A 26,771-nucleotide genomic window follows, 5' to 3' on the forward strand; every position below is an offset into this window, starting at 1 on the left:
CCCAGGAAAGACAAATACGGGAGACCTCAACAAGCGAGATGAATCTTGACAGTTACTCCCCAGAAAGTGTCATCAGTTCGCTTGCTTTTCAGGCTAGGTTTCCGGCTACTAATTAACGCGAGTGGCGGGTACGCGTTTACAGGTAGGATCCAGGCCGCCTTGTCCCGGCCGCTACCTGCTCCGGCTGGATCTCCACCCGCCGGCGCGAAGGTACCACTTGGAAGTCCAGCCACCCGACGGATCCGCCGCTGAACACCGACCAGTCATGTGACGGGAAAGAAACACCCCCTCACCCGGCGAGGTGAAGGGGTGTCACGCACCGCGTATGTGAGCGGGCGTCCGCCCAAAAGGCGATATAAGTGAGCGGGCGTCTAGGACTCGGCAGGCTCCTCGTAACGCGGGAAGACCGGGGCCGGGGCCGGGAGCTCAGTGCCGGGGACGATCGGCGTTGCGATGGCCGCGAACTGGCGGGCCTCGCCTTCCGGCTGTCCCAGGACGTCAAGCAGCCTGGCGGCCGACGTCGGCATGACCGGCTGGGTGAGGATCGCCACGATGCGGACAACCTCCAGCGTGACGTACAGGACTGTGTTCATGCGCTCGACGTCGGTCTTGCGCAGCACCCACGGGGCTTGCTCGGCGAAGTACGCATTGGTGTCGCCCAGCACGGCCCAGATTGCCTCGAGGGCTCGGCTGAATTCCTGCTTCTCGAAAGCGGCGCGGGCCACGTCCAGCAGTCCGGCGGCCTGGGAAAGCAGCGCGGTGTCCTCTGCCGAGAAATCGCCGGGAACGGGAACCTTGCCTTCGCAGTTCTTGGCCACCATGGACAGTGAACGCTGGGCCAGGTTGCCGAAGTTGTTGGCGAGGTCTGCGTTCATGCGGCCCACGATCGCCTCGTGGTTGTAGCTGCCGTCGGCGCCGAAGGGCACTTCGCGGAGGAAGAAGAAACGCACCTGGTCCAGGCCGTACTGCTCGACGAAATCCTTGGGCGCCACCACGTTGCCGAGGGACTTCGACATCTTGACACCATTGTTGGTCAGGAAGCCATGGATCATGACGCGCTTCGGCAGTTCCAGGCCCGCGCTCATCAGGAAGGCGGGCCAGAAGATCGCATGGAACCGCGAGATGTCCTTGCCGATGACGTGGACGTCCGCGGGCCAGAACTTACGGAACGCCTCCGATTCGGCATCCGGGTAGCCGATGCCCGTCAGGTAATTGGTCAGGGCATCAACCCACACGTACATAACGTGCTTGTCGTTCCCCGGCACCGGGACGCCCCAGTCGAAGGTCGTCCGGCTGATGGACAAGTCCTGCAGCCCCTGCTTGACGAAGCTGATGACCTCGTTGAAGCGGTACTGGGGCGCGCCGAATTCCGGCTGCTCCTCGTACAAGGCCAACAACCTGTCCTGGTAGGAGGACAAGCGGAAGAAGTAGCTCTCCTCCGCAGTCCACGTCACTTCGGTGTCGGTACCGCGCGAGTAGCGGACGCCGTCGTCCTTCAGTACGGTCTCGTCCTCGGTGTAATAAGCCTCGTCGCGGACCGAGTACCAGCCCTCGTACTTGGACAGGTAAATGTCCCCCTTGACTTCCATCTTCTTCCAGATGGCCTGGGAAGCGGCGTAGTGATCGGCGTCCGTGGTGCGGATGAAGCGGTCGTAGGTAATGCCCAAGGCAGCGTGGGCGGCCTTGTAGATTTCGGCATTCCGGTCCACGAGTTCCTTCGGCGTGATGCCTTCCTTCTCCGCCGCCTGGGCAATCTTCATGCCGTGCTCGTCCGTACCGGTCAGGAACATCACGTCATAGCCATCGAGGCGCTTGAACCGGGCCATCGCGTCGGTGGCGATGTACTCGTAGGCATGCCCGATATGCGGCTCGCCGTTCGGATACGTAATGGCGGTGGTGATGTAGAACGGGGGTTTATCTGGAGACGTCACGCTACGAAGTTACCTTCTCTTGGAGATGGAAAGACCGGACCGGTCGCATGCGACGGCCGGTCCGGAGGCATCGGCTATTAGTTCAATTCAGTCAGCGTATCGCTGAGCCTGACAAGCTCGTGGTCGTGCGACGCCACGAGCACGGCAATCCCGTCCTTGGTGGTGTCCTTCAGGATGCTGATGATGCGGTTTGCCGAGGTACGGTCCAGGCTGGCCGTTGGTTCGTCGACCACCAGGACGCGGGTGCCCAGGATCAAGGCCCGGGCGATCGCGACACGCTGGCGCTCACCGCCGGACAGCTGTGCCGGACGGTGGCGCATACGCCGGCCCAGCCCCACAAGGTCCAGCAGGTCCTTGGCCATTTCGGTGCGCTGCTCCACTTCGCCGTCGGGAACGGCCGGCAACAGCACATTCTCCAAAGCGCTCATGCCGTCGATCAGGGCGCCGCCCTGGTCCACGTACCCGATCAGGGCGCGGCGGCGGTCGGCGATTTCGTCGTCGCCCATCTTCTCGAGGGAGTCGCCCTCCCAGAGGACACGGCCCGACGTCGGAAGCGTCAGTCCCGCTCCCACTGTCAGGATGCTGGTCTTGCCTGAGCCGCTTCGCCCGGCGACGCAGTGCATCTCACCGGCGTGCAGGCTCAGGTTGAAGTCCTCGACGACGGTGACTGGCTCCGCGCCACCCTTGTCGCCGCCGTAGCGGATGGTGATGTTGCTCAACTGCAGGGGCATACCGTGGTCCGCCGCCCGCACGATGGTGTTGGCGCGGGTCTGGAACGACTCGTCGGTGGATTCCGTGGTCGCGGTCAGATCGGGTTCGAGATTGTCAGTCATTTGACCACTTTCGTTGCAATGGGAATCCAGCAAATTACGGCCAACACTCCGGCCAAGGCGGCCCAAAGTGCGGCATAAGGAGCGAGCAACAGGCCCAGGCCCAGCGCCCCCAGGACGCCCAGGATCAGGGCCACGGCTCCGACCAAGGCATTTTCGAAGAATCGGACCTGCCCCAGCATGTCCGGGTTCCAGCCCATGGCCCGGAGCGTGCCGAGCTGCTCGCGCCTGGCATGGAGTTCGAACCGGCCCGTGACCAGGGTCAGCACGAGGCCCACGAGCACCCCGCAGACTGCCAGGATGACACTCGGCAGCGCGACGGTAGCGGAGGCAAGCCCGCTGAGGGCGCTGGCTCCAGCTGCGCGCGGGATGTCGATGAGCAGGGCGATCAGGGCACCGACGGCCGCCCCGAACACGCCGACGGCCACGGCCAGCGCTACTGAGCTGAAACGGTGGGTGACCAGTTGGCGGTACGCAAACGTCAGCGGTGAATCCACCGCGATGAGGCGTTCATCGTGTTGGGGTTCCTGGTCAACGACGTCCCGGTGCCGCAATTGCTGGGCTGCGATGTAGGCGGCAGCGCAGTAAATGAGCAGCACGGACGCGGAAACAATGACCGTAGCCAGATTCCAGCTCAGAAGGCTCAGCGCGATTCCTGCCACGGCAACGATCCCCGCACCGATGCCGAATTCCTCCAGGACCCAACTGCGGATCTTCCTTTGGGTCCAGCCCATGGCACGGAGGATCCCCGCCTCGCTGCGTCGCTGGCGGATATAGCTGACTGTGGAAGCGCCGGTCAGGAGGGTGGCTCCGCACAGCGTCAGGAAGAGGAGGGTGATGTTGGTGCCCGTCAGGGAACCGGAAACGGCATCGGCGGCATCCTGCCGCACCCACGACTGCTGGACGGTGCCCAGTGCGGATTCCTTGCCGGCGTCGTCCTTGGAGTATCCCGGGACGAAGATGTTGGCGTCTTCACGCGCGGAGCCGGCCACCACTGTGGCTTCGAGACCCATGTCGCGGATCTGGGCTGCGAGCTTGTCGACCTCCGGTTGGGCTTGCTTCCAGTTGCCCGGCGCGCTGGCGCGGACCCGGACCGCATCGATCACGTTGGCGTTGGAATCGTAACCGCGCGCGGCAGCAAGGCCGTAGTAGTCGGTAATCGCCCCGGCAGACTGGCTGACCAGGCCCGTGTCGCTCAGCGAGGGCTTGAGGCCCTTAACTGGGGTGTCATTGCCGGACGCGTCCTTCTGGAGCGTCATCGGGGCCGGATCGTAGCCACCCAGGGGCAGCTTGTTGACGTCGCCTGCTGCTTTCTGGATCTGGGCCGGATCAAACGTCCCGTAGACCATCGGCAGCGGGGTAGCGGGCTTCGATCCTGTGGAAAGGTTCTCCCGGTACGAGCGCTCGTCGACAGGCTTGCGCTGGCTCTGGTCCACAATTGCCCCGAAAGCCGATTTCTCGGGCAGCTTGTTGACGGTAACCCAGTCCCCCGGGGTGGCGGACTTGCCGACGGCTCCATTCGCGGAGGTTTCGCCGTCCTTGTACTTGGGTGCGGCTGCGAAGTCCGTGCTCCACTGGGCTGGCTGGTACAGGCCTTGGCTGAAGTTGCCCATGTTGCCCAGCAACTGGCTGTGGTCCGTGGATCCTGGCCATGACAGGGCGAACGGCGACTTTGACACGAAGGGCAGGTAGTCCTTGTCCAAGGAACGCGAGACTGTGCCGACGTCGTTGACGACCTTGCCCGAATCATCGATTTCCTCGATCTTGACCGAGTATTTCAGATCCAGTGAAGTTCCCTGCCGGACGATCAAAGGAATGGCCTGCGAGGCATCCGTGATCTGCCCGGACAGCTTTGCCTGCTGGTACTGGGTCATGAGGGGTGCCCAGTATTTGAGCTTGACACCCATGAAATCCGGCCCTTGTTCGAGTTCCTGCTGCGTAGGGCTCTTGGCGAAGAGTTGTTCGAAGTAGCGGCCGATGGCACCGGCGTTGCGGGTGTCCGCCGGCGGCGCCTTTTGCAGCGGCGCGAGGAAGTCTCCGGCCGAGCCCAAGAGGGCGCGTTCAGCGGTCGGGTCGACGGCGACCACCGACTCGGTGACCTGTGGAGCCATGGGCAGCGCCACCGAAAGATTGAAGAGGTTGTGTTCCGAGCCACCGGCAGGAGCAGGGAACTTAATGCCGGTCTCCCCCGCAGGGCCGGCGATGCGGATGCTCTTGCCCCCGGCAGTCTGCTGCTCTACGACCTGCCCCTTGCCGAGCGTGCCTTCAGCACTGGTCTGGAAGAGGGTTTGCTGGGACACTCCGTCGGAGCTCACGGCAGTGGCGGTCAGGCGGTACTTCTTGGGCTGCGCGGGAAGCACGGATTCCGGCGCGGGCCAGCTCTTGGAGTCCGTTCCGGTCGGATCTCCCGCTGTGGCTCCGCCGGCCAGCCCGGCGTTGTAGCCGAGGTAGTCCATTGCATCGAGACGCGGGGTTTCCAGGTTCTGCGTCACCCGGGAAACGAGGCTGATGGGTGCCGCGACGGACGCACCGCTCAGCCCACGGATCTTCTCGAGTTGCGGGAAGCTGATGCCGCCCTGCCCGTTCGCGATATCCGGCTGGAGGAGTGCCCCGCCGTCCTTCGTATTCGCGGACTTGGCCTGGACCAGGATGTCGTACAGGCCGCGTGAGTTCTCATCCACTGTCCGGTTCAGCGCGGCCTGCGACTGGCTCTGGATGAATACGGACAAACACATGGCGACGATCAAAATGGCCGCGGTCAACAGAAGCACACGGCTTCGGATGAACCTCTGGACGGCGTTCATAGGGCTCCCTGAGTCCTGGATTGCGGGTGTGCACACTGCTGTCCCTGGAACCATGCCGAGGCAAGAGAAATCCACCGGGTGCGTGCAAAAGTTATTGGCCGGCCTGCCGCCGGTTCCGAATTTCGGACCAAGCCATTGTAGGCAGACCGGCCAATGATATGTGGCCGATGTGAACTGCGGCACACTTTTCTAGCTCAAACGGTGAGGACGCTAGTCCTCCAGATCCACTTCACGAACCATGTCGGCGCCGATGCCTGCCTTGATGGCTTCAAGGACCTGCTGCGGCACCGAAGTGTCGATCGTCAGCAGCGCCAAGACCTGGCCGCCTTCGCTCTGGCGGGCCACCTGCATGCCACCGATATTGATGTTGTTCATGCCCAGGATGTGGCCGATGGTACCGATGACACCGGGCCGGTCCGCGTAGGAAACAACCACCAAGTGCTCGCTGATCGGGATTTCGACGTCGTAGCCGTTGACGCCTACGAGCTTCTGGACCTGCTTGGGCCCGGTGAGCGTGCCCGCCACGGAAATCTGGGAGCCGTCGCTCAGTGCCCCGCGGATAGTCAGGACGTTGCGGTAGTCCTCGGCTTCCGGCGTCGTGATCAGGCGGGTGTTGATACCGCGCTGCTCGGCGATGACGGGGGCGTTGACGTAGGAGACCTGCTCGGTCACGACGTCGGCGAACACTCCCTTGAGCGCTGCCAGCTCAAGGACCTTCACGTCCAGGCTGGCGATTTCGCCCGCGACCTCGACGTCGATCTGCGTCAGGGATGCGTGGGTCAGGGCAGTGAAGATCCTGCCGAGCTTCTCGATCAGCGGGATTCCGGGGCGGACGTCGGAAGCGATCACGCCACCTGCAACGTTGACTGCATCCGGGACGAGTTCGCCGGCGAGGGCGAGGCGCACGGACTTCGCCACGGAGACGCCGGCCTTTTCCTGGGCTTCGTCCGTGGACGCGCCGAGGTGGGGCGTCACGATGACATTGTCCATGCCGAAGAAGGGAAGGTCGGTGCTCGGCTCCTTGACGAAAACGTCAATGCCGGCGCCGGCGATCTGGCCGTCTTCCAAAGCCTCGTGGAGGGCTTCCTCGTCGATCAGGCCGCCACGGGCGACGTTGACAACGTAGGCCGTTTCCTTCATCTTCTTGAAGGCATCGGCGCCCAGCATGCCCACGGTTTCCGGGGTTTTGGGCATGTGGATGGTGATGAAGTCCGACTTCTCAAGCAGCTCGTCCAGGGTGACGAGCTTGACGCCGAGTTGCGCCGCGCGTGCGGAGGTGATGTAGGGGTCGTAGGCGAGGATTTCGGTCTCGAAGCCTTGGAGGCGGGCAGCCACGAGCGCTCCGATGCGTCCGAGGCCGATGATGCCGATCTTCTTCTCGAAGAGTTCGATGCCCGTGTACTTGGAGCGCTTCCACTCGCCGCCCTTCAGGGCGGAACTGGCCTGCGGGATATGGCGGGCGAGGCTGAGGATGTGGCCGACCGTAAGTTCGGCGGCGGACACAATGTTCGACGTCGGGGCGTTGACCACCATGACACCGGCCTGGGTGGCGGCCTTGATGTCTACGTTGTCCAGGCCGACACCGGCACGTGCGATGATCTTGAGGTTCTTGGCTGCGGCAATTGCCTCGGCGTCCACCTGGGTGGCTGAACGCACGAGGATGGCGTCGACGTCGACGATTGCGGAGAGCAGCTGGGAGCGGTCCGCGCCGTCGGTTTGGCGGATCTCGAAGTCCGGACCAAGGGCCTCGATCGTGGCGGGCGAAAGTTCCTCAGCGAGGAGTACTACTGGCTTGGTGCTAGTCACCGGTGACCTCTTTAGCTCTCTTTTTCAGGTGGGGTTTTGGTGAAACGATTCTTTGACGACGAAGGCCGGACCCGGTATACCGGGTCCGGCCTCCATGCCGGGCGGCTTCATTTCGAGCCTATCCCGAACGGCGTTCTGTGTTGAATTGCTACGGCTCCTGCCGCGGCTTCAACGGGTGCCTTGACTAGCGGGCTGCTGAGCCTTCGACGTAGTCCTCGTCCTGCTGCTGCCAGGAGAACAGGGAACGCAGCTCGCGGCCGACACCCTCGATCGGGTGCTGCTCTGCCTTGGCCCGCAGTTCCTTGAACTCGACTGCGCCGTTGTCCTGGTCGTCGATGAAACGCTTGGCGAAGGCACCGGACTGGATGTCGGCGAGGACGCCGGCCATGTTTTCCTTGACCCGGGGGTCGATGACGCGCGGACCGGAGACGTAGTCGCCGTACTCTGCGGTGTCGGAAACACTCCAGCGCTGCTTGGCGATGCCGCCCTCCCACATGAGGTCAACGATGAGCTTGAGCTCGTGAAGAACCTCGAAGTAGGCGATCTGCGGCTGGTAGCCGGCTTCCGTCAGGGTCTCGAAGCCGTACTGGATCAGCTGGGAGACACCGCCGCACAGGACAGCCTGCTCGCCGAAGAGGTCGGTTTCGGTCTCTTCGGTGAAGGTGGTCTTGATGACGCCGGCGCGGGTGCCGCCGATTGCCTTCGCGTAGGACTTGGCCAGTTCCCAAGCGGAACCGGAAGCGTCCTGCTCGACGGCGATGATGTCCGGGATACCGCGGCCGGCTTCGAATTCGCGGCGCACGGTGTGGCCCGGAGCCTTCGGGGCGATCAGGATGACGTCAACGCCCTCGGGCGCCTCGATGTAGCCGAAGCGGATGTTGAAGCCGTGGGCGAAGGCAAGGGCCTTCCCGGCGGTCAGCTTGTCCTTGATGGAGTCGTTGTAGATCGCGCGCTGGTGCTGGTCCGGCGCCAGAATCATGATGACGTCGGCCCATTCGGCGGCGTCGGCAACGTTCTTGACCGTGAAGCCTGCGTCCTCGGCCTTGGCGATCGACTTCGAGCCTTCCTTGAGCGCGATGACAACCTCGACGCCGGAGTCGCGCAGGTTCAGCGCGTGGGCGTGGCCCTGGGAACCGTAGCCGACAATGGCAACCTTGCGACCCTGGATGATCGACAGGTCTGCGTCGTCGTCGTAGAACATTTCAGTCACTTGCGTAACTCCTCTTGAGTGGTTTGTAGATATTGTCTGTGGTTCGGTATCGGGCTACTTCGCAGTACCTAGGACCGTGCCTAAGCGCTGCGCAAAGCCCTGTCACTCATGGAGCGGGATCCCCGCCCAACGGCCAAGGTGCCGGACTGCACTATTTCGCGGATGCCGAACGGCTCAAGCACTGAAAGCAGCGCTGCAAGCTTTTCCGGGGTCCCGGTTGCCTCAATGACCACCGAGTCTGTGGAAACGTCAACCACTGAGGCACGGAACAAGTCTGCAGCTTGGGTGACCTGCAGGCGTGTCGCGGCATCCGCACGTACCTTGACCAGGATGTGGTCACGTTGCACGGAAGATTCTGAAGTCAGCTCGACAATCTTGATCACGTTGATCAGTTTGTTGAGCTGTTTGGTGACCTGCTCGATGAGGTCGCCATCGGCGTCGACGACGACGGTCATCCGGGAAATCCCGGACACCTCGGTGGGGCCGACGGCCAGGGAGTTGATGTTGAAGGCCCGCCGGGCGAAGAGGCTGGCCACGCGGGTCAGCACGCCGGGCTTGTCTTCGACCAGAACGGACAGTGTGTGGCGGCTCATGGCTAGTCCTCCTCTTCCCATTCCGGGGTCATGTTGCGGGCAACCTGGATCTGGTCGTTCGAGACTCCGGAGGGGACCATCGGCCACACCATGGAGTTCGGGCTGACCACGAAGTCGATGACCACGGGACGGTCATTGATTTCCAAGGCCTTCTGGATGGTTGCGTCGATGTCCTCATCCCGCTCGCAGCGGAACGCGGCACAGCCGTACGCGTCTGCCAGCTTGACGAAGTCCGGGATACGGACGGTGTCGTGGCCGGTGTTCAGGTCGGTGTTGGAGTAGCGGCCTTCATAGAAGAGGGTCTGCCACTGGCGCACCATGCCCAGCGAGGAGTTGTTGATGATGGCAACCTTGATGGGAATTTTGTTGATGGCGCAGGTGGCCAATTCCTGGTTGGTCATCTGGAAGCAGCCGTCGCCGTCGATCGCCCAGACCACCCGGTCGGGTTCGCCGACCTTGGCGCCCATGGCTGCCGGCACGGCATAACCCATGGTGCCGGCACCGCCGGAGTTGAGCCAAGCATGGGGACGCTCGTACTTGATGAACTGGGCGGCCCACATTTGGTGCTGGCCAACGCCTGCAACGTAGATGCCTTCCGGACCCGTGAGCGCACCAATGCGTTCGATGACCCGCTGGGGGGCACTGAGTCCGTCGTCCGGTTCAGTCCAACCCAGGGGGTAGGTATCGCGGAGGTTGTTGAGGAACGCCCACCAACCGTCGAGGTCCGGGGTGCCGGACTGTTCGAAAGCGTTCCGGACGGCCTCGCTCAGTTCCGGAATGATCTCCTTGACGGAGCCCACGATCGGAACGTCAGCCGTGCGGTTCTTGGAAATCTCCGCGGGGTCGATGTCCGCGTGGATGATCTTGGCGTGCGGAGCGAAGGTGCTGAGGACACCTGTCACCCGGTCATCGAAGCGCGCACCGAGGGTGATCAGCAGATCGGACTGCTGCAGTGCGGTGACCGCGGAAACCGTGCCGTGCATGCCCGGCATGCCGACGTGCTGCGGGTGGGAATCCGGGAACGCGCCGCGGGCCATGAGGGTGGTCACCACGGGTGCGCCGGTCAGCTCTGCGAGTTCGCGTAGTTCGGCCGAAGCGTGCGCCTTGACCACACCCCCACCGACATACAGGACAGGCTTGCGTGCCGCAGCAATCAGCCGGGCAGCCTCGCGCACCTGCTTGTTGTGGCCACGAACCACCGGCCGATAGCCCGGCAAATCGATCTTGGGTGGCCAGGAAAAGGTCATGGTGCCCTGCTGGGCGTTTTTGGCGATGTCCACCAGTACCGGACCGGGACGCCCGGTGCTGGCAAGGTAGAAGGCTTCGGCCATGACATGCGGAATGTCATTTGGATCCGTCACAAGGAAGGAATGCTTGGTGATCGGCATGGTGATGCCGACGATGTCTGCTTCCTGGAAAGCATCCGTGCCAATGACCGAAGCCGATACCTGGCCGGTAATGGCAACGAGGGGCACGGAGTCCATGTGGGCATCCATGATGGCGGTAACGAGGTTGGTGGCACCGGGGCCCGAGGTGGCGATGCAGACGCCAACCCGTCCGGTAACCATGGCGTAGCCTTGGGCTGCGTGGCCGGCTCCCTGTTCGTGACGGACCAGGACGTGATTCATCTTGGAGGCCATCAAAGGGTCATAGGTGGGGAGGATCGCGCCACCGGGCAAACCAAAAATATCGTCCACGCCGAGTTCTTCGAGCGAGCGGACAATAGCTTCCGAGCCGGTCATCACCGTTGGGGGTACAACGTTGTTCGGCCCGAGTACAGGAGAGAGAGTTGCAGCATTGTCGACGACGGCGTCAGCCGTGCGGTCGACCTTTTCCGGAGCCTTGGGGGCTCCAGCGGACTTTGCAGCCATCAGCGAGGGGCTGATCGGCGATCCTTTGCTCATCGGACTCTTCCTTTGGGGATCTTCAATTAGTGAAAGTTACTGCGTGGGTACTGCGTTCATTCGGGTTCTTGCTTCGCGCCGTCCCCTGCGGGAAATAAAAAAACCCCTCAGCCTTGCGGCTCTTCGAGGGGTTGCGCGTGACGGTTCGTTACCAGTCGGGCTAGGAGGCCACGCGCTTGGTAAGTACGACAGTGCCCACGGTGGCGCCGACAGTAACGAATGCGATCATGCGTTCAGTGTTCCCTCTTTGTGAGATAAGTGTCAAACGGTGAAGATCTCATCTCACTATGTGGACCCCATTGTCCACGGACTGGTCCTACCCCGGCCGCCCAACTGACTCGCAGTTGTTGTCGTTATGAGGCGTCAAAACGACAACAAGTGCGAGTCAGTTGGGCCGGAGCCCGGAATCAGCCGCAGTACGCGCCTGTGGAGGCGCTGTGCACCAGTTTGGCGTACTTGGCGAGGACGCCCTTGGTGAACTTGGCAGGGAGGGGCTCCCAGCCGGTCTTGCGGGACTCGAGTTCGGCTTCGTCCACCAGGAGGTCGAAGGAACGGGCGGCGATGTCCACGCGGATCTTGTCGCCGTCCTTGACGAAGGCGATGGGTCCGCCGTCGACGGCTTCTGGCGCAACGTGCCCGATGCAGAGACCGGTGGTACCGCCCGAGAAGCGGCCATCGGTCAGCAGTAGCACGTCCTTGCCCAGGCCCGCCCCCTTGATGGCGCCGGTGATGGCGAGCATCTCACGCATGCCCGGGCCGCCCTTGGGTCCTTCGTAACGGATCACGACGACGTCCCCGGCCTTGATCTCACCCTTGTCCAAGGCGTCGAGGGCACCCTGCTCGCGTTCGAACACGCGGGCGGTTCCTTCGAAGACATCGGCGTCGAAGCCGGCGCTCTTTACGACCGCACCTTCCGGGGCCATGGAACCGTGCAGGATGGTGATGCCGCCGGTCTTGTGGATCGGGTTGTCCAGGGCGCGCAGGATCTTGCCGTCGAGGTCCGGCGGGTTGATGGAGGCCAGGTTCTCGGCAAGTGTCTTGCCCGTGACCGTCAGGCAGTCCCCGTGCAGCAGACCGGCGTCGAGCAGCGCCTTCATGATGACCGGCACGCCGCCGATCTTGTCGACGTCGGTCATGACGTAGCGGCCGAAGGGCTTGAGGTCGCCCAGGTGCGGGATCTTGTCGCCGATGCGGTTGAAGTCATCCAGGGTCAGGTCGACCTCGGCTTCCCGGGCGATCGCGAGCAGGTGCAGGACGGCGTTGGTGGAACCACCGAAGGCCATGGTGACGGCGATGGCGTTCTCGAACGCCTTCTTGGTCATGATGTCCCGGGCGGTGATGCCGAGGCGGAGCAGGTTGACCACTGCTTCGCCGGACTTGCGGGCAAAGTCATCACGACGGCGGTCTGCCGAGGGCGGGGCAGCCGAGCCCGGCAGGGACATGCCGAGGGCTTCGCCGATGCACGCCATCGTGTTGGCCGTGTACATGCCGCCGCAGGCGCCTTCGCCGGGACAGATGGCGCGTTCGATGCGGTCCAGGTCCCCCTTGCTCATCTTGCCAGCGGCGCACGCGCCCACGGCCTCGAAGGCATCAATGAGGGTGACTTCCTTTTCCGAGCCGTCCTCGAGCTTGACCCAGCCCGGCATGATGGAACCGGCGTAAAGGAAGACGCTGGCGAGATCCAGGCGGGCGGCTGCCATCAGCATGCCCGGGAGGGACTTGTCGCAGCCGGCCAGCAAAACGGAGCCGTCAATGCGCTCGGCCTGCATGACGGTTTCAACGGAGTCGGCAATGACTTCGCGCGAGACAAGGGAAAAGTGCATGCCCTCGTGGCCCATGGAAATGCCGTCCGAAACGGAAATGGTGCCGAACTGCATCGGGAAACCACCGCCGGCGTGAACGCCTTCCTTGGCGCCCTGGGCGAGTCGGTTCAGCGAGAGGTTGCACGGCGTAATTTCGTTCCACGAACTCGCGACGCCGATTTGCGGCTTGGCGAAGTCGTCATCGCCCATGCCTACGGCCCGGAACATGCCTCGCGCGGGGGCGGCATGGATGCCGTCCGTTACGACCCGGCTGCGTGGCTTGATGTCCGGCTGGTTGTCTGTCGCAATTGGGGTGTGGTCACTCATGGGCACGAGTCTATGACTCTTGAGCTGTGGCCAACGAACATGATTGGTGGGTTAAGGCGAATTTAGCGCTATTTCATTCAATATTTCATTCAAATAATGGACAGTCGTCTCGATATGTGAGACATCAGTCTCATTGCCGGCCGCGGTTCCATCGGACAGGAACGCGGGCGCGCTAAAGGCCGCGAATCGATTGACTAACCTAGACAGCCCCGTGACACGGACGTAACGTCAAATCACGACAACTGCGCCACTCGAACAGACATGCGCCAATTGAACAGACATGCGCTAATTGAACAGACAGAAGGGCTCCTCCCATGGATTGGTTGATCTGGGTCATCGTCATCGTGTTGATCGTCGCGATTGTTTGGTGGCTCCTGAGCCGCAATAGCGCGAAGTCTTCCTCGGGAGCCATGGCCCCGGCTTCACCGTCGCCGACCGCCTCCTCTCCACAGATGGACGTCACAGCAGCCGCCTTGACGGGTTCCGCCCCATTGGTGGCAGCGGCCGCGACCGCTGAACAAGACCTGGCTGAGCAACGCACGGCCGCACCCGAAGCCGAGCCCGCACCCGAAGCCGGGCCGGAAGCGGCAACTGAGGTGGGCGGCGTCGACGTCGACGACTGGGAGCGCCCCGACCCTCCCCTCAAGACCGGAATGGCCGCCCCGGAAGAGTCCTCCGCGTCCGGAACCTCTGCGGAAGAACCCGTGTTCGAGGAGCCCACGCTCTCGGAACCCGTGCTGTCCGAGGACGCGGTTTCCGAAGCCGCACTTTCCGAGGCCGCAGTTTCCGAAGCCGCACTTTCCGAGGCCGCCGGGCCGGTTGCTGCCGAGCCGGAACTTGAGGGAGGCGTGACGGCCGACGACGTTACAGCGGCCGACGGCGGACCCGCCGCTCCCGCCGCTGCCGGCGCTCCGCCGTCGTCGAGCACGGAACCAGCCACCCCCGGACAGTTGGCCGACAGCGCCGAGTGGGAAGCCACCTGGAGCGAAGGCGGCGCACCCGCGGCCCCCGTTCCGATCCACCACCGCGAATACACGGACGCCCACGCAGCGACGCTTCCCGGTGCGGAATCCGCCGCGGCGGAGGCCGTCGACACGGCGGAAGGGGTGCAAGAAGACCAGGCCGAAACTCCCGTCGCGGTCCCGGTGCCTGTTGAGGCAACCACCCTGGCCCAGGATTCCGCGGGCGCGTCGCCGCTGGGCGGGCATCTCGCCGCCGAGCAGCCGTACGGTGAAGGCTCGGCTGCGGCAGGCGCTGACGGGAGCGGCCCCGACGGCTACACAGTCAAAGGCAACGCGGACACCATGACCTACCACGATGAAGACAGCCCGTCCTACGACGAAGTCAAGGCCGAAGTCTGGTTCATTTCGAGCGCCCATGCCGAGGCAGCGGGTTTCCGGCCGCCTCGCAGGAACCGCCGCTGAGAGCCCCCAGGACCTGAAGACCCAGGGAAGTAAGCGGCCCTGCAAGCAGGACAACTAATGAACCAGGCAAAGGCGGGTTCCGGGAGCGTTTTCCGGTCCCGCCTTGCGCTTGTCCGGGCTGCGACAGCCGTGGCATGCCTCGCCGCTTTGCTACTGAACGCCTGCACAGGGAGTCCTCCGGGTCCAGGGCCCGGCCAAGGCAACGGACCGGAGTTGCTTCGGAAGCTTGACCTCAACCTGACACTCCCGTGGTCCATCGTGTTCCTCGACGACGGCACTGCCATCATCTCCGAACGCGACACCATGCTGATCAAATCGGTCCGGAACGATCTTGCCACGACGGTAGGCGAGTTTCCCGGCGTCGTGCCCGGCGGCGAAGGCGGACTGCTGGGGCTGGCGCTCTCCCCGACGTTCGCCAGTGACCGCCTGCTCTACGCCTATTTCACCGCTGAATCGGACAACCGGATTTCGCGCACCCGCCTCGAGCAGGCCGCGGACGGGCGGTTGGGTCTCGGCACACCCGAAGTCATCTTCTCCGGCATTCCCAAAGCCTCGACCCACAACGGCGGGCGCATCCGTTTCGGCCCCGACGGGTTCCTCTACGTCGGCACGGGCGATGCGCAGCATCCGGAGCGGGCACAGGACCGGAATGCGCTCGGCGGGAAGATCCTGCGGCTCACCCCCGAGGGGAAAGCCGCGCCGGGCAACCCGTTCGGCAACAACCCCGTTTACAGCTACGGGCATCGCAATGTGCAAGGTCTGGCATGGGACAGCTCCGGGAGGCTGTGGGCGAGCGAATTCGGACCCGACGTCAACGACGAACTCAACCTCATCGAAGCGGGCGGCAACTACGGTTGGCCACAAGTGACCGGGGCGCCCGGCCGCACCGGCTACATCGACGCCAAAGTGGTCTGGCCGTCGACGGCGGATGCCTCGCCGAGCGGACTGGAAATCGTGGACGGAACGGCGTTCACCTGCGCACTGCGCGGGCAGCGTCTGTGGACGGTACCGCTGAATGGAGAAACGGCGGGGAATCCCGTGGCATACCTCACAGCAGGCTATGGACGCCTACGGGACGTTTCGCTTGCGCCGGACGGCACACTTTGGGTCCTCAGCAACAACCAAAACCCTGACTTTGCACTGGTCCTGAAGCCTCCCCGCCGGTGACGCGCAGGAGGCCCGGGCCGATTTCACACTTCGGCAAGTGTCGTGTAGAGTTACATGTCGTTGCGGAGATCAACGAGGGAAGAAAAGCCCTCAGCTGATCGAAATCGACAAATGCACCTCTAGCTCAATTGGCAGAGCAATTGACTCTTAATCAATGGGTTCCGGGTTCAAGTCCCGGGGGGTGCACCAAAGGGAAGGACCCTTGAGCGGCAGCAACCGCTCAAGGGTTATTTCTTTGCGTTGCGAGCAACAAACAATTGCACCTCTAGCTCAATTGGCAGAGCAATTGACTCTTAATCAATGGGTTCCGGGTTCAAGTCCCGGGGGGTGCACCAAGGGAAGATCCCTGGATGGCTGAATGGCTGTCCAGGGATCTTTTTGCTTTCGGCCTGCTTCGCCCCGGACCAGCTTCGCCGGCAAGGGCTGCGGAAGCCTAGTTGGAGGCTTCGCCCGGCGCCGCGACTGAATCCGCTGCTGCCACAATGTCGTTTACGACTGCCGAGGAATGGTTGTTCGCCAGTTCGCGTACCAGCGACTGGAGCTCCCGCCGCAGTTTGGCGGTGTCCACGGGTACAGGTGCAAGCACTTCGCGCTCCAACTGCGTGGCGAGCCCGAGGGTGTGCTCCCCTGCCTGGGTCAACCTGACCACTTGGCTCCGGCGGTCGGACACGCTGCGGGCGCGGCTGACGTGGCCGTGGGCCTCCAGCCTGGTGAGCGTCTTCCCCATTGTCTGAGCCTGAACCCTGACAATCTGTGCGAGCATCGACTGGGTGGTCGGTCCGTTGACGGCAAGTACTTCCATGACAATGACCCCGGCATGGGTCAGGTCCATACCGCGCAGTTTCTCGTTCCAGGCATGCTCCACGAGTCGCGCGGCCGTGGAGAGCAGGCGCCCGGTGGGCCACCGTTCCATATCAGGCATAAGGGCCAGTATATAGACCGCTGCGGGCGGTTCAGGCCGGGGTTCAATTCGTGAAGCGACCAGCCCGTCACTAAGCTGAGTGATCGCGAACGCTAGCAAGGAGCACAAATGGCTGAACGACTCATTCCGGGCGACACTGCGCCGGACTTCACTCTCAAGGACCACCGGGGTCTCGAGGTGAGCCTGGCCTCCCACCGCGGCCGCAATACGGTCATCTACTTCTACCCCGCGGCTTCCACGCCCGCATGTGCCAAGCAGGCCTGCGACTTCCGCGATTCGCTCGCAACCCTTCAGGCCGCCGGTTACGACGTGCTTGGCATCTCTCCGGACAAGGTGAAGGATCTGGAAAAGTTTGCGGCCGAAGAGTCACTGACCTTTCCCCTGCTGTCCGACGAAGGGCACCACGTGGCTGACGCCTATGCGGCTTGGGGCGAGAAGAAGAACTACGGGCGCACCTACCAAGGGCTGATCCGCTCAACGATCGTGGTGGACCCCGACGGCAAGGTGGCCGTGGCCCAATACAACGTGCGGGCCACCGGCCATGTCGCCAAACTCCGCAGGGACCTCAAACTCGACAAGTAGCCACCGCACAGCCGCATGGGCGAGGCTGCAACGGCTCGCGCGAAACCGCGGGTACAATGGAGGGCGGTATATGACCGGAGCGGGAATCCCTGGATCCCGGTCCGGGTACCAAACACCAGCGCGAGTGGTGAAATTGGCAGACACGCAGGATTTAGGTTCCTGTGCCTTCGGGCGTGGGGGTTCAAGTCCCCCCTTGCGCACATTCAGGAAGTGCCCCGGTCCCTGGCCGGGGCACTTCCTGTTTCCAGCTGGGACTCAGTGCCCTGAACTAGACTGGGCTGCGGTCCGGCTGCCGGGCCCCAGCCCGTCCAACTGCCTTGAGGGGACAAGAGTGGTAAGCAGCAAGCTTCGCCGAGTCACGCTACAAATCGGCGCGGGCCTTCTGGCCGTGGCCTTGACCTCGTGCACGGTAAGTCCTGGACCGACACCGTCGACATCGGCTGCGGGCAGCGCTTCGGCAGAGCCAAGCAAGACTTTCAACTTCGGCACCCCGTCGATGCCGCTTGGGCTCGATCCCGCCGTGACGAACGACTCCGAGTCGTATCGCATCACCCGGCAAGTGATGGAAGGCCTCGTAGGGGTCGACGCGTCCACTGGCCAACCAACTCCCCTGCTTGCCACCTCTTGGTCGCAAGGGAATGACGGACTCAGCTACGACTTTAAGTTGCGGTCAAAAGTCACCTTCCACGATGGAACCGTCTTTGACGCCGCCGCCGTCTGCAGCAACTTCAACCGTTGGTTCAACTTCCCTGCGACCGTGCGCCAGCAGGCACCGGGCATCGCATTCAAGAGCGTCTTCAAATCCTTCTCGGACGACGCTTCGCTTTCGCTCTTCAAGAACTGCAAGGTTGTCGCTCCCGACCACGTCCAAATCAACCTGGCGAAGCCCTTCACGGGGTTCCTTCAGGCCTTGACGCTGCCGGCGTTCGCGATGTCATCGCCGAAAGCAATGGCCGACGGCAAGGCCGACGTCCTGGACAAGAAACTGTCAGGACAACCGGCGTCGGCCTACGCCTCCCACCCGGTGGGCACGGGCCCTTACGTTTTCTCCTCATGGAGCCAAAACCGCATCACACTCACCAGCTACAAGGGCTATTGGGGCGACCGCGGCGAGATAGCCACGGTCAACTTCATTCCGTTCGACTATCCGCAGGCCCGGCTCCAGGCCCTGCTCGCAGGAACCATCGACGGCTACGACCTCGTCACCGCCGGCACCTTCGACCAACTGGTCAAGAAGGGCATGCAGATCGTCCAACGGGATCCGTTCTCCGTGATGTACCTGGGGATGAACGAGTCCGTGGCGCCCCTCCAGAATCTTGGGGTGCGCCAGGCAATCGAGATGGCCATCGACAAAGACACCCTCATCCACAAGTTCTTCATCGACAACACGTCACCGGCGACCCAGTTCGTTCCCCCCAAGCTGAGCGGCTTCAACAACAACGCACCGTCCTTGGGATACGACCCGGACAAGGCCAAGCAACTGCTCGCCAAGTCCGGCTACAAAGGCGAGGAACTCAAGTTCTACTACCCGCTCAATGTCACGCGCGCCTACCTTCCCACTCCGGAGAAGATCTACGCGGAGATCAGCGCGGAGCTCACCGCCATCGGACTGAACATCAAGCCGGTGCCCGTGAATTGGGACGACGGCTACCTCCAGAAGGTCCAATCCCCCGGTGACCATGCGCTCCATTTGCTCGGCTGGAATGGCGCCTACGCGGACCCGGACAACTTCGTGGGCACGCTCTTCGGTGAAAACAACGGGGAGTTCGGCTACAGCGATCCACAAGTGTTCTCAAAGATCGACCGGGCCCGGGGACTCCCCGACGGCGCTGACCGCAACTCCCAGTACCAGACCATCAATGCCCAGATCGCTGCGACCGTCCCGGCAGTACCCATCGCCTTCCCCATCTCGGCTTTGGCCCTTTCCGACCGCGTCGAGAAGTACCCCGCGTCGCCTGTCTTAAACGAAGTTTTTACAAACGTTCGGCTGAAGTCTTGACGTCCCGCCGCAATTTCAGTTATGCGCCCACGCGGGGATATTCTGTGACAGCCAGTGCCGCCGCTATCGGAGATTGATCGTGACCTTCATTTCCAAGACACACCACGCTGACGTCGTCCTTATTGGGGGCGGGATCATGAGCGCAACCCTGGGTGCGTTCATCAAGCAACTCGAACCCAGCTGGACCATCTCCCTCTTTGAGCGACTTGACGAAGCCGGCCTGGAAAGCTCCGGACCGTGGAACAACGCGGGAACCGGGCACGCAGCGCTCTGTGAGCTTAATTACTCGCCTGCAGCGAAGGACGGCTCCGTTGACCCGTCCAAGGCCCTCCACATCAACGAGCAATTCCAGCTTTCCCGGCAGTTCTGGTCCCACCTCGTGGACAACAAGTTGATCGGCTCCCCCAAGGGCTTCATCAACACCGTTCCGCATATGAGCTTCGTCATCGGCGACAAGCACGCAGACTTCCTCAAGACCCGCTACGAGGCGCTCAAACCCAACACGCTCTTCCGCAGCATGGAATACACGGAAGACCAGGCACAGATCGCCAAGTGGGCTCCGCTCATCGTAAGGGGCCGCGACGCCAAGCAGCGCGTTGCCGCCACCCGCGCCGCGGAAGGCACCGACGTCGACTTCGGCGCCCTGACCCGCGAACTGACCGGCTACCTCGCTGCCAACGGCGTTGAAGTCAACTATGGCCACGACGTCACCAATGTGAGCAAAGCCTCCGACGGCGGCTGGGACCTTTCGCTCAAGCACCCCGCTTCCGGCGAACACGGCCAGATCCACGCCAAGTTCGTCTTTGTCGGCGCCGGCGGCGGAGCACTCCACCTGCTCCAGGCATCGGGCATACCGGAAAGCAAGGGCTATGGCGGTTTCCCGGTATCCGGGCAATTCTTCCGCTGCACCGACGAGGCCATTGCCGGCCAGCACAGCGCCAAGGTTTACGGCCAGGCCTCGGTGGGCGCCCCGCCCATGTCCGTACCGCACCTTGATACCCGCTACGTTGGCGGCAAGCGTTCCCTGCTTTTCGGCCCGTACGCCGGTTTCTCCACCAACTTCCTCAAGACGAGCAGCTACCTTGACCTGCCGCTGTCCATCCGCCCGAGCAACATCATCCCGATGCTGGCCGTGGCCAAGGACAACATGGACCTGACGGCGTACCTGATCAAGGAAGTCGCCAAGCGCCACGATGCCAAGGTGGAGTCCCTCCGCGAGTACTACCCCCAGGCCGACGGCGGCAACTGGGAGCTCATCACCGCAGGCCAGCGGGTGCAGATCATTAAGAAGGACTCCAAGAAGGGCGGGGTGCTGCAGTTCGGCACCGAAGTCATCACGGCTCGCGACGGCTCCATCGGAGCACTGCTTGGCGCCTCCCCCGGCGCTTCCACCGCAGTCCCGATCATGATCGAGATGCTCCAGCGGTCCTTCCCGAAGAACTTCAAGGGCTGGCAGTCCAAGCTCAAGGAAATGATGCCGGGCTACGGCGTCAAACTGAACGACAATCCGGACCTTGCGACCGAGCTGGAAGCGAGCACTGCCCGTTCGCTCCAACTTGAGCCTGCCGACGCCGTTCAGCACTAGCAACCGTCCGGGCTGCGGCCGGTTCGAAACAAGAAACAGACCGTAGATCCCAGGAGACAGTGCAATGTTCCGTCTGGCAAAGCTTTCACTGGCGAACAGGGCACTGATCGCGCTGATCACCGTCTTCGCGGCGGTGTTCGGCGTGATCACCATGTCTTCCCTCAAACAGGAACTCATTCCCTCGATCGAGTTCCCGCAGATCTCGGTGATCACGGCCATGCCGGGCGCGTCCCCGGAAGTTGTCGACAAGCAACTCAGCCGCCCGCTCGAAACCGCGCTGAACAGCGTCGAGGGCCTGGAATCGACCACGTCGACCTCGCGGAACGGTGTTTCGCAGATCACCATGGTGTTCACGTACGGTTCCAACCTGGACCGCGCGCGCAACCAGATCGATCGCGCCATTTCCAACGCCAAGCGTGTCCTGCCGGCCGACGTCGAGCCCCGGTCTTTTGCCGGCAGCATCAGCGACTTCCCGATCGTCTACCTGGCGGTGTCTTCGGACAAGCCCCTCAGCGAGCTCAACACTGACCTGCAGCGGTTGAGCGTTCCCCGGCTCCAGAAACTGGACGGGGTCCGCAGCGCCGATGTGACAGGTGGCGCCACCCAGCACATCCTGATCCAGCCCAAAGCCCAGGCCATGGCCGCGAACGGCGCAACGGTCCAGTCGCTCACGAGTGCCCTCAAGAACAACGGGACACTGGTCCCGGCCGGAACCATCGAGGATCAGGGCAAGACGCTCTCCCTGCAGATCGGCAGCCCGGTGGACTCCCTCGACGTCATCAAGGGCTTGCCGCTCACCGGCGCCAAGGGCGGAACCACGATCGGCACCGTTGCCGACGTGAGCATCAAGGACGACGCCGCAACCTCGATTACCCGGACCAACGGGAAGCCGACGCTGGCCCTGTCCATCACGAAGAAGCCCGACGGCGATACCGTCGCCATTTCGCACGCTGTCAAGGATTCCATTCCCCAGATGGAAGCCGAACTCGGCTCCAATGCGCACTTCACGCCGGTGTTCGACCAGGCACCGTACATCGAAAAATCCATCAAGGACCTCACCACGGAGGGCCTTCTCGGACTTGGCTTCGCGGTGGCAGTCATCCTCGTGTTCCTGATGTCCGTACGCTCCACGCTCGTGACGGCGGTATCCATTCCGCTGTCGCTCCTGATCACGTTCATCGGCATATCGGCAACCCACTACTCGCTCAACATCCTCACGCTTGGCGCATTGACCATCGCAATCGGCCGCGTGGTGGACGACTCGATCGTGGTGATCGAGAACATCAAACGGCACCTCAGCTACGGCGAGCACAAGCTCGCAGCCATCCTCAATTCGATCCGGGAAGTTGCCGGCGCCATCACGGCGTCCACCCTCACCACGGTTGCCGTCTTCCTGCCGATCGCCTTTGTGGGCAACCTGGCGGGCGAACTGTTCCGGCCCTTCGCCCTGACGGTGACCATCGCCCTGTTGTCCTCGTTGCTCGTCTCCCTCACCATCGTTCCGGTGCTGGCGTACTGGTTCCTCAAGTCGCCGTCGCCAGCCTCGGCTGCGGAGGACGTCCGGGCTGCGGAGAACGCCCGAACCAAGGCGCACGAGGCAGAGCAGCGCAGCCGCCTGCAGCGCGGCTATTTGCCCATCCTGGTCAAAACCCAGAAGCACCCTGTCGTGACGATCGTCGCCGCGGTCCTCGTGTTGGGTGGAACTGCTGCCATGTCCCCGCTGTTGGCCACGGACCTGCTCGGAAACTCCGGCCAGAACAGCATGACCGTGCGCCAGGTCCTTCCTGCCGGCACCAGCCTGGAGCAGACCGGCGCCGCCGCTGCGCAGGTGGAATCGGTCCTGCGCGGGATCGACGGGATCAAGGACGTCCAGGTCACTTCGGGCAACGCCCAAACGGGATTCGCCGCACTCACCTCAAGCGGCGCTTCCAACTCGACGTTCACCGTGGTGACGGACGACAAGGCTGACCAGCAGAAACTACAGGACACAGTCCGGTCCCGGCTCGCCAGCGCCTCGGCTCCCGGGAAGGTCACTGTGGGTGCACAGCAAGGCGGCCTGGGCACGTCCTCCAGTGTGGACATCACCATCAACGCCGCCAACTCGGCGGATCTCAAAACCGCAAGCGACACCGTAGCGAAGGCCATGGACGGAGTGCCCGGGAGCGCCGAGGTGGCCACCAACCTGGATGCCAGCCAGTCGGTGGTCCAGGTAAAGGTTGATCGGGCCAAGGCCGTTGCCGCCGGCCTGAACGAAGAACAAGTCGCCGGCGTCCTGGCGTCCGCGGTCAGTCCCATCCCCGCTGGCACCGTCCGTATCGACACCACGGACTTCCCGGTACAAATCGGCGAAGGCACGCACTTCAGCAGCATCGCCGATGTCAGGGGCATCAGTCTCCCGACGCCGGCCGGGCCCGTTCCCCTGTCGAGCATCGCTTCCGTAGACCAGGTAGATACCCCGGTCTCCATCACCAGCAGCAACGGCCAGCAGAGCGCGAAGGTGACCGTCACGCCGTCGGGCTCCAATCTTGGTTCCGTCAGCACGGCAGTCAGTGACCGGCTGGCCTCCGTGCAGCTGCCGGCAGGCGTTACCGCCACGATCGGCGGCGCCACCACGCAGCAGGCGGACTCGTTCCGGCAGCTGGGCCTCGCACTCCTGGCCGCCATCGCCATTGTCTATGTCATCATGGTGGCCGCTTTCAAGTCCCTCATCCAGCCCCTCATCCTGTTGGTGTCCGTGCCTTTTGCGGCCACGGGCGCCATCGCTCTGCTCCTGGTCACAGGTGTCCCGCTCGGATTGCCTTCCCTGATCGGCATGCTGATGTTGGTGGGAATCGTGGTGACCAATGCGATCGTCCTGATCGACCTCATCAACCAGTACCGCAAACCACACGACGGCCGGCCCGGGATGAGCGTGGCGGATGCCATCACGCACGGCGCCCGGCAGCGACTACGTCCCATCCTCATGACAGCGCTTGCTACCGTATTCGCCCTGACGCCCATGGCTTTGGGCCTCACGGGAGGCGGCGGGTTCATTTCCCGGCCGCTCGCGATCGTGGTCATCGGCGGCCTTGTTTCGTCCACGGCATTGACGCTCGTCCTTGTGCCTGTCCTCTACAAACTGGTCGAAGGCCGGCGGGAGAAGAAGTCGCTGCTCAAGGCACTCACGCAACGTCCCGACGTCGCGAAGGACGGCATCGCAGGACACGGTGAGGGCGACGAGCTGGACTGGACCACTGGAATGATTCCCAAAGTCACCGGCCGCCGATCGGCCTCGAGCCCTGCCGAGTAAAGCGACACACAACGGGAACAAAATGATGCCGTACCCTGTTGCAGGCAGTGATACATGCAAATGCATCTATCTTGGGATAGACTGTTGGCAGAGCCCGGACACCAATCGGACAGGCAGAAAGGCACATCATGGAGATCGGCGTATTCAGCGTCAGCGACATCACCACTGACCCCACCACGGGCCACACCCCCACGGAGAACGAGCGCATCAAGGCCGCCGTGGCGATCGCCAAGAAGGTGGAAGAGATCGGCATGGACGTCTATGCGATCGGCGAGCACCACAACCGCCCCTTCTTCTCATCGTCCCCCACCACCACGCTGGCGTACATCGCAGCGCAGACTGAACGCATCACGCTGTCAACGTCCACCACGCTGATCACCACGAACGATCCGGTCAAGATCGCCGAAGACTTCGCGATGCTCCAACACTTGGCGGATGGCCGCGTGGACCTCATCATGGGCCGCGGCAACACCGCCCCCGTCTACCCTTGGTTCGGCAAAAACATCCAGGACGGGATTGAACTCGCGGTGGAGAACTACTCACTGCTGCGCCGGCTCTGGGATGAGGACACCGTCAATTGGAGCGGCAAGTACCGCACCCCGCTGCAGAACTTCACCTCCACGCCCCGCCCGCTCGACGGCGTCGCGCCCTTCGTCTGGCACGGCTCCATCCGCAGTCCGCAGATCGCGGAACTCGCCGCGTACTACGGCGACGGCTTCTTCGCCAACAACATCTTCTGGCCTAAGGAGCACTACCAGCAGCTGATCGGCCTGTACCGCGAACGTTATGAGCACTACGGCCACGGCAATGCAAACCAGGCCATCGTGGGCCTCGGCGGGCAGTTCTTCATGCGCAAGAACTCCCAGGACGCCGTGAAGGAGTTCCGCCCCTACTTCGACAATGCACCGGTGTACGGCCACGGGCCCTCGCTCGAGGACTTCACGTCCCAGACGCCCCTGACCGTAGGCAGTCCGCAGGAAGTCATCGAAAAGACCCTGACTTTCCGCGAGTACTTCGGCGACTACCAGCGCCAACTGTTCCTGGTGGACCATGCCGGCTTGCCGCTCAAGACGGTCCTGGAGCAACTGGACCTCTTCGGCGAAGAAGTCCTGCCGGTCCTGCGCAAGGAATTCGAGGAACGCAAGCCGGCCCACGTGCCTGACGCGCCTACCCATGCATCCCGGGTGGCAGCCTCCGTAATCGCCTCGGCCAGGGATGACGCAGCCGATGCTGTCAGTGACAGTGTAGGGCGGACCCTGTGACGACCACAGCGCCCACCTCGTCCGCCGTGCGCCTCGCCGCCGAAACCTGGGAGTCCTTGTTCCGCTCCCAGGTGGCGGTGATGCGCCGCCTCCAGTCCGGGCAGGCATTCAAGAAGCTGCCCATCAAGGAGTACGACGTCCTGTTCACTCTTTCCCGCTGCCCCACGGGCAAGCTGCGCCTGAACGAGATCAACGATCACGTCCTGCTCAGCCAATCCAGCCTGAGCCGGCTGGTTGACAGGTTGGAGAAGCGCGGGCTCGTGGAGCGCAGCATCGCCCCCGACGACGGCCGCGGGATCCTGCTGGGGCTTACCGCGGCCGGGCAGGAACTACAGAAAGAGATCGGCCGCGAGCACATCCGCGACATCGCCGAACTTGTGGCTCCCGCCCTGACAGCCGAGGAGCAGCGTGAGCTTCTCCGCCTGACAGAGAAACTGCAAGCGTTCGTCGCACACAAGCAGCCGCGCGAAATCTAGCGGAGGACGACGAGCTTTGCCGGATCCTCATCCGGCAGCTCGTCGGCCACCACTGCGGTGACCTTCAAGCTCTTCAACGACAGGCTGCCGCCCACCGTGGAGAGGAACGCGGTGTCGGAGGAATCGCGTCCGGCCGTGATGCGCAACATGGATTCGCGCGGAGCCAGTCCGGTGGGATCGATCACGTACCACGTTCCGTCGATGTGGGCCTCAGCCACGGCATGGAAGTCCATGGGGCTCAACCCGGGCGCATACACCGCGGCGAGCCGGGCGGGGATGTCCTTCGAGCGCAGGAGGGCAATGGCGAGGTGGGCGAAGTCCCGGCAAACACCCTTTCGGTGCAGAAGCGTCTCGACCGCGCCATCCGTCCCCCGCGAGGAACCGCTGACGTACCGCAGCTCGTCGTGGACCCAGTTCCGGACTGCCTGCAACAGCTCCTCGCCGTGCAGCCCGCCGAACTCGGCGTACGACGTCGGAAGGAGCCGGTCGGACTCGGCATAGCGGCTGGGCCGCACATAGCGGATGAGCTCCATACGGGAGGACTCATCGGGGACACCAAAGCCCTCCACCGAGGCGCGGTAATCAACAGTTACCTCGCTGGGTTCGGCGAACTCCATGTACTGGAAACGTCCACCGTGATGGTCCGTCAGCTCGGTGAACGGAACAGCTTCGCCTTCCACCGTGACTGACAGCTCTTCGGTCAACGACTCATAGCCAGGATTGCTGGCCACGGCTATTGCCATGGCCACTTTCGTGTTGGCGACGGTCTTGAAAACGAGCTGGGCAGCAACGTTGCGTTCCATGGATCTCCGGAGTGTTGCGGCTGGACAACCCCCACTGTCGCCGATCTGTGTGTGT

The 26,771-nt window shown here is 63.2% G+C and carries 18 protein-coding genes and 3 tRNA genes; 11 read left to right on the plus strand and 10 right to left on the minus strand.

Annotated features, from left to right (window positions below):
* Nucleotides 1-371 precede the first annotated feature (371 nt).
* The 8 genes from metG to ilvD all read right to left on the minus strand — a co-directional run bounded on the left by metG (nucleotide 372) and on the right by ilvD (nucleotide 13,207).
* Nucleotides 372-1,931, minus strand: coding sequence for a methionine--tRNA ligase (gene metG, locus AB4Z38_RS01795; RefSeq protein ID WP_441428122.1), 1,560 nt, complete (start codon nucleotides 1,929-1,931; stop codon nucleotides 372-374).
* Between the two features lie 77 nt (nucleotides 1,932-2,008).
* The gene (locus tag AB4Z38_RS01800; protein WP_441428123.1) at nucleotides 2,009-2,764 is read right to left on the minus strand and encodes an ABC transporter ATP-binding protein; all 756 of its coding nucleotides are present in this window, start codon (nucleotides 2,762-2,764) and stop codon (nucleotides 2,009-2,011) included.
* On the minus strand, nucleotides 2,761-5,565 hold the full coding sequence (locus tag AB4Z38_RS01805) for an ABC transporter permease (protein WP_441428124.1): 2,805 nt from the start codon (nucleotides 5,563-5,565) through the stop codon (nucleotides 2,761-2,763). Before AB4Z38_RS01805 ends, AB4Z38_RS01800 begins: the two co-directional genes overlap by 4 nt.
* 210 nt (nucleotides 5,566-5,775) lie before the next feature.
* Complete coding sequence (gene serA / locus AB4Z38_RS01810) at nucleotides 5,776-7,371, minus strand: phosphoglycerate dehydrogenase (RefSeq protein WP_236811602.1); 1,596 nt, start codon at nucleotides 7,369-7,371, stop codon at nucleotides 5,776-5,778.
* Between the two features lie 184 nt (nucleotides 7,372-7,555).
* The gene (gene ilvC / locus AB4Z38_RS01815; protein WP_078108575.1) at nucleotides 7,556-8,581 is read right to left on the minus strand and encodes a ketol-acid reductoisomerase; all 1,026 of its coding nucleotides are present in this window, start codon (nucleotides 8,579-8,581) and stop codon (nucleotides 7,556-7,558) included.
* 80 nt (nucleotides 8,582-8,661) lie between these two features.
* Nucleotides 8,662-9,174 (minus strand): acetolactate synthase small subunit, encoded by a 513-nt coding sequence (gene ilvN, locus AB4Z38_RS01820; protein ID WP_028264679.1) that lies wholly within the window; start codon nucleotides 9,172-9,174, stop codon nucleotides 8,662-8,664.
* Between the two features lie 2 nt (nucleotides 9,175-9,176).
* The gene (locus AB4Z38_RS01825; RefSeq protein ID WP_441428125.1) at nucleotides 9,177-11,078 is read right to left on the minus strand and encodes an acetolactate synthase large subunit; all 1,902 of its coding nucleotides are present in this window, start codon (nucleotides 11,076-11,078) and stop codon (nucleotides 9,177-9,179) included.
* A 407-nt stretch (nucleotides 11,079-11,485) separates the two neighbouring features.
* The gene (gene ilvD / locus AB4Z38_RS01830) at nucleotides 11,486-13,207 is read right to left on the minus strand and encodes a dihydroxy-acid dehydratase (protein WP_441428126.1); all 1,722 of its coding nucleotides are present in this window, start codon (nucleotides 13,205-13,207) and stop codon (nucleotides 11,486-11,488) included.
* Nucleotides 13,208-13,521: 314 nt separating this feature from the next.
* On the opposite strand from ilvD, the gene AB4Z38_RS01835 reads away from it, so the two are divergent.
* The 4 genes from AB4Z38_RS01835 to AB4Z38_RS01850 all read left to right on the plus strand — a co-directional run bounded on the left by AB4Z38_RS01835 (nucleotide 13,522) and on the right by AB4Z38_RS01850 (nucleotide 16,133).
* The gene (locus AB4Z38_RS01835; protein ID WP_441428127.1) at nucleotides 13,522-14,631 is read left to right on the plus strand and encodes a sunset domain-containing protein; all 1,110 of its coding nucleotides are present in this window, start codon (nucleotides 13,522-13,524) and stop codon (nucleotides 14,629-14,631) included.
* A 57-nt stretch (nucleotides 14,632-14,688) separates the two neighbouring features.
* Nucleotides 14,689-15,798: a PQQ-dependent sugar dehydrogenase gene (locus AB4Z38_RS01840; protein WP_441428128.1), complete on the plus strand. Its 1,110-nt coding sequence runs from the start codon at nucleotides 14,689-14,691 to the stop codon at nucleotides 15,796-15,798.
* Between the two features lie 113 nt (nucleotides 15,799-15,911).
* Nucleotides 15,912-15,987: transfer RNA gene (locus AB4Z38_RS01845), tRNA-Lys, on the plus strand.
* Nucleotides 15,988-16,057: 70 nt separating this feature from the next.
* Nucleotides 16,058-16,133: transfer RNA gene (locus tag AB4Z38_RS01850), tRNA-Lys, on the plus strand.
* Between the two features lie 98 nt (nucleotides 16,134-16,231).
* On the opposite strand, the gene AB4Z38_RS01855 is transcribed toward AB4Z38_RS01850, so the two are convergent.
* Nucleotides 16,232-16,720 carry a MarR family winged helix-turn-helix transcriptional regulator gene (locus AB4Z38_RS01855; RefSeq protein WP_441428129.1) on the minus strand — a complete coding sequence of 163 codons (489 nt, stop codon included), beginning with the start codon at nucleotides 16,718-16,720 and terminating at the stop codon, nucleotides 16,232-16,234.
* Between the two features lie 108 nt (nucleotides 16,721-16,828).
* Between AB4Z38_RS01855 and bcp the strand changes: the two genes are divergently transcribed.
* The 7 genes from bcp (at nucleotide 16,829) to AB4Z38_RS01890 (ending at nucleotide 25,913) form a co-directional block, all read left to right on the plus strand.
* On the plus strand, nucleotides 16,829-17,302 hold the full coding sequence (gene bcp / locus AB4Z38_RS01860) for a thioredoxin-dependent thiol peroxidase (protein WP_441428130.1): 474 nt from the start codon (nucleotides 16,829-16,831) through the stop codon (nucleotides 17,300-17,302).
* 118 nt (nucleotides 17,303-17,420) lie between these two features.
* Nucleotides 17,421-17,502 (plus strand) — tRNA-Leu (locus AB4Z38_RS01865).
* Between the two features lie 131 nt (nucleotides 17,503-17,633).
* The gene (locus AB4Z38_RS01870; RefSeq protein ID WP_441428131.1) at nucleotides 17,634-19,301 is read left to right on the plus strand and encodes an ABC transporter substrate-binding protein; all 1,668 of its coding nucleotides are present in this window, start codon (nucleotides 17,634-17,636) and stop codon (nucleotides 19,299-19,301) included.
* 79 nt (nucleotides 19,302-19,380) lie between these two features.
* Nucleotides 19,381-20,886 (plus strand): malate:quinone oxidoreductase, encoded by a 1,506-nt coding sequence (locus AB4Z38_RS01875; protein WP_441428132.1) that lies wholly within the window; start codon nucleotides 19,381-19,383, stop codon nucleotides 20,884-20,886.
* Nucleotides 20,887-20,950: 64 nt separating this feature from the next.
* A complete protein-coding gene (locus AB4Z38_RS01880) occupies nucleotides 20,951-24,175 on the plus strand; it encodes an efflux RND transporter permease subunit (protein WP_441428133.1) in 3,225 nt (1,074 codons plus the stop codon).
* Nucleotides 24,176-24,303: 128 nt separating this feature from the next.
* Nucleotides 24,304-25,437 (plus strand): LLM class flavin-dependent oxidoreductase, encoded by a 1,134-nt coding sequence (locus tag AB4Z38_RS01885; protein WP_441428134.1) that lies wholly within the window; start codon nucleotides 24,304-24,306, stop codon nucleotides 25,435-25,437.
* A complete protein-coding gene (locus tag AB4Z38_RS01890) occupies nucleotides 25,434-25,913 on the plus strand; it encodes a MarR family winged helix-turn-helix transcriptional regulator (RefSeq protein ID WP_441428135.1) in 480 nt (159 codons plus the stop codon). Before AB4Z38_RS01885 ends, AB4Z38_RS01890 begins: the two co-directional genes overlap by 4 nt.
* Here AB4Z38_RS01890 and AB4Z38_RS01895 read toward each other — a convergent pair.
* Nucleotides 25,910-26,716 (minus strand): transglutaminase-like domain-containing protein, encoded by an 807-nt coding sequence (locus AB4Z38_RS01895; RefSeq protein WP_441428136.1) that lies wholly within the window; start codon nucleotides 26,714-26,716, stop codon nucleotides 25,910-25,912. The two genes, AB4Z38_RS01890 and AB4Z38_RS01895, sit on opposite strands and share 4 nt — an antisense overlap.
* Nucleotides 26,717-26,771 lie beyond the last annotated feature (55 nt).

It is taken from the genome of Arthrobacter sp. 2RAF6, from assembly GCF_052115205.1.
Classification (GTDB): Bacteria; Actinomycetota; Actinomycetes; order Actinomycetales; family Micrococcaceae; genus Arthrobacter.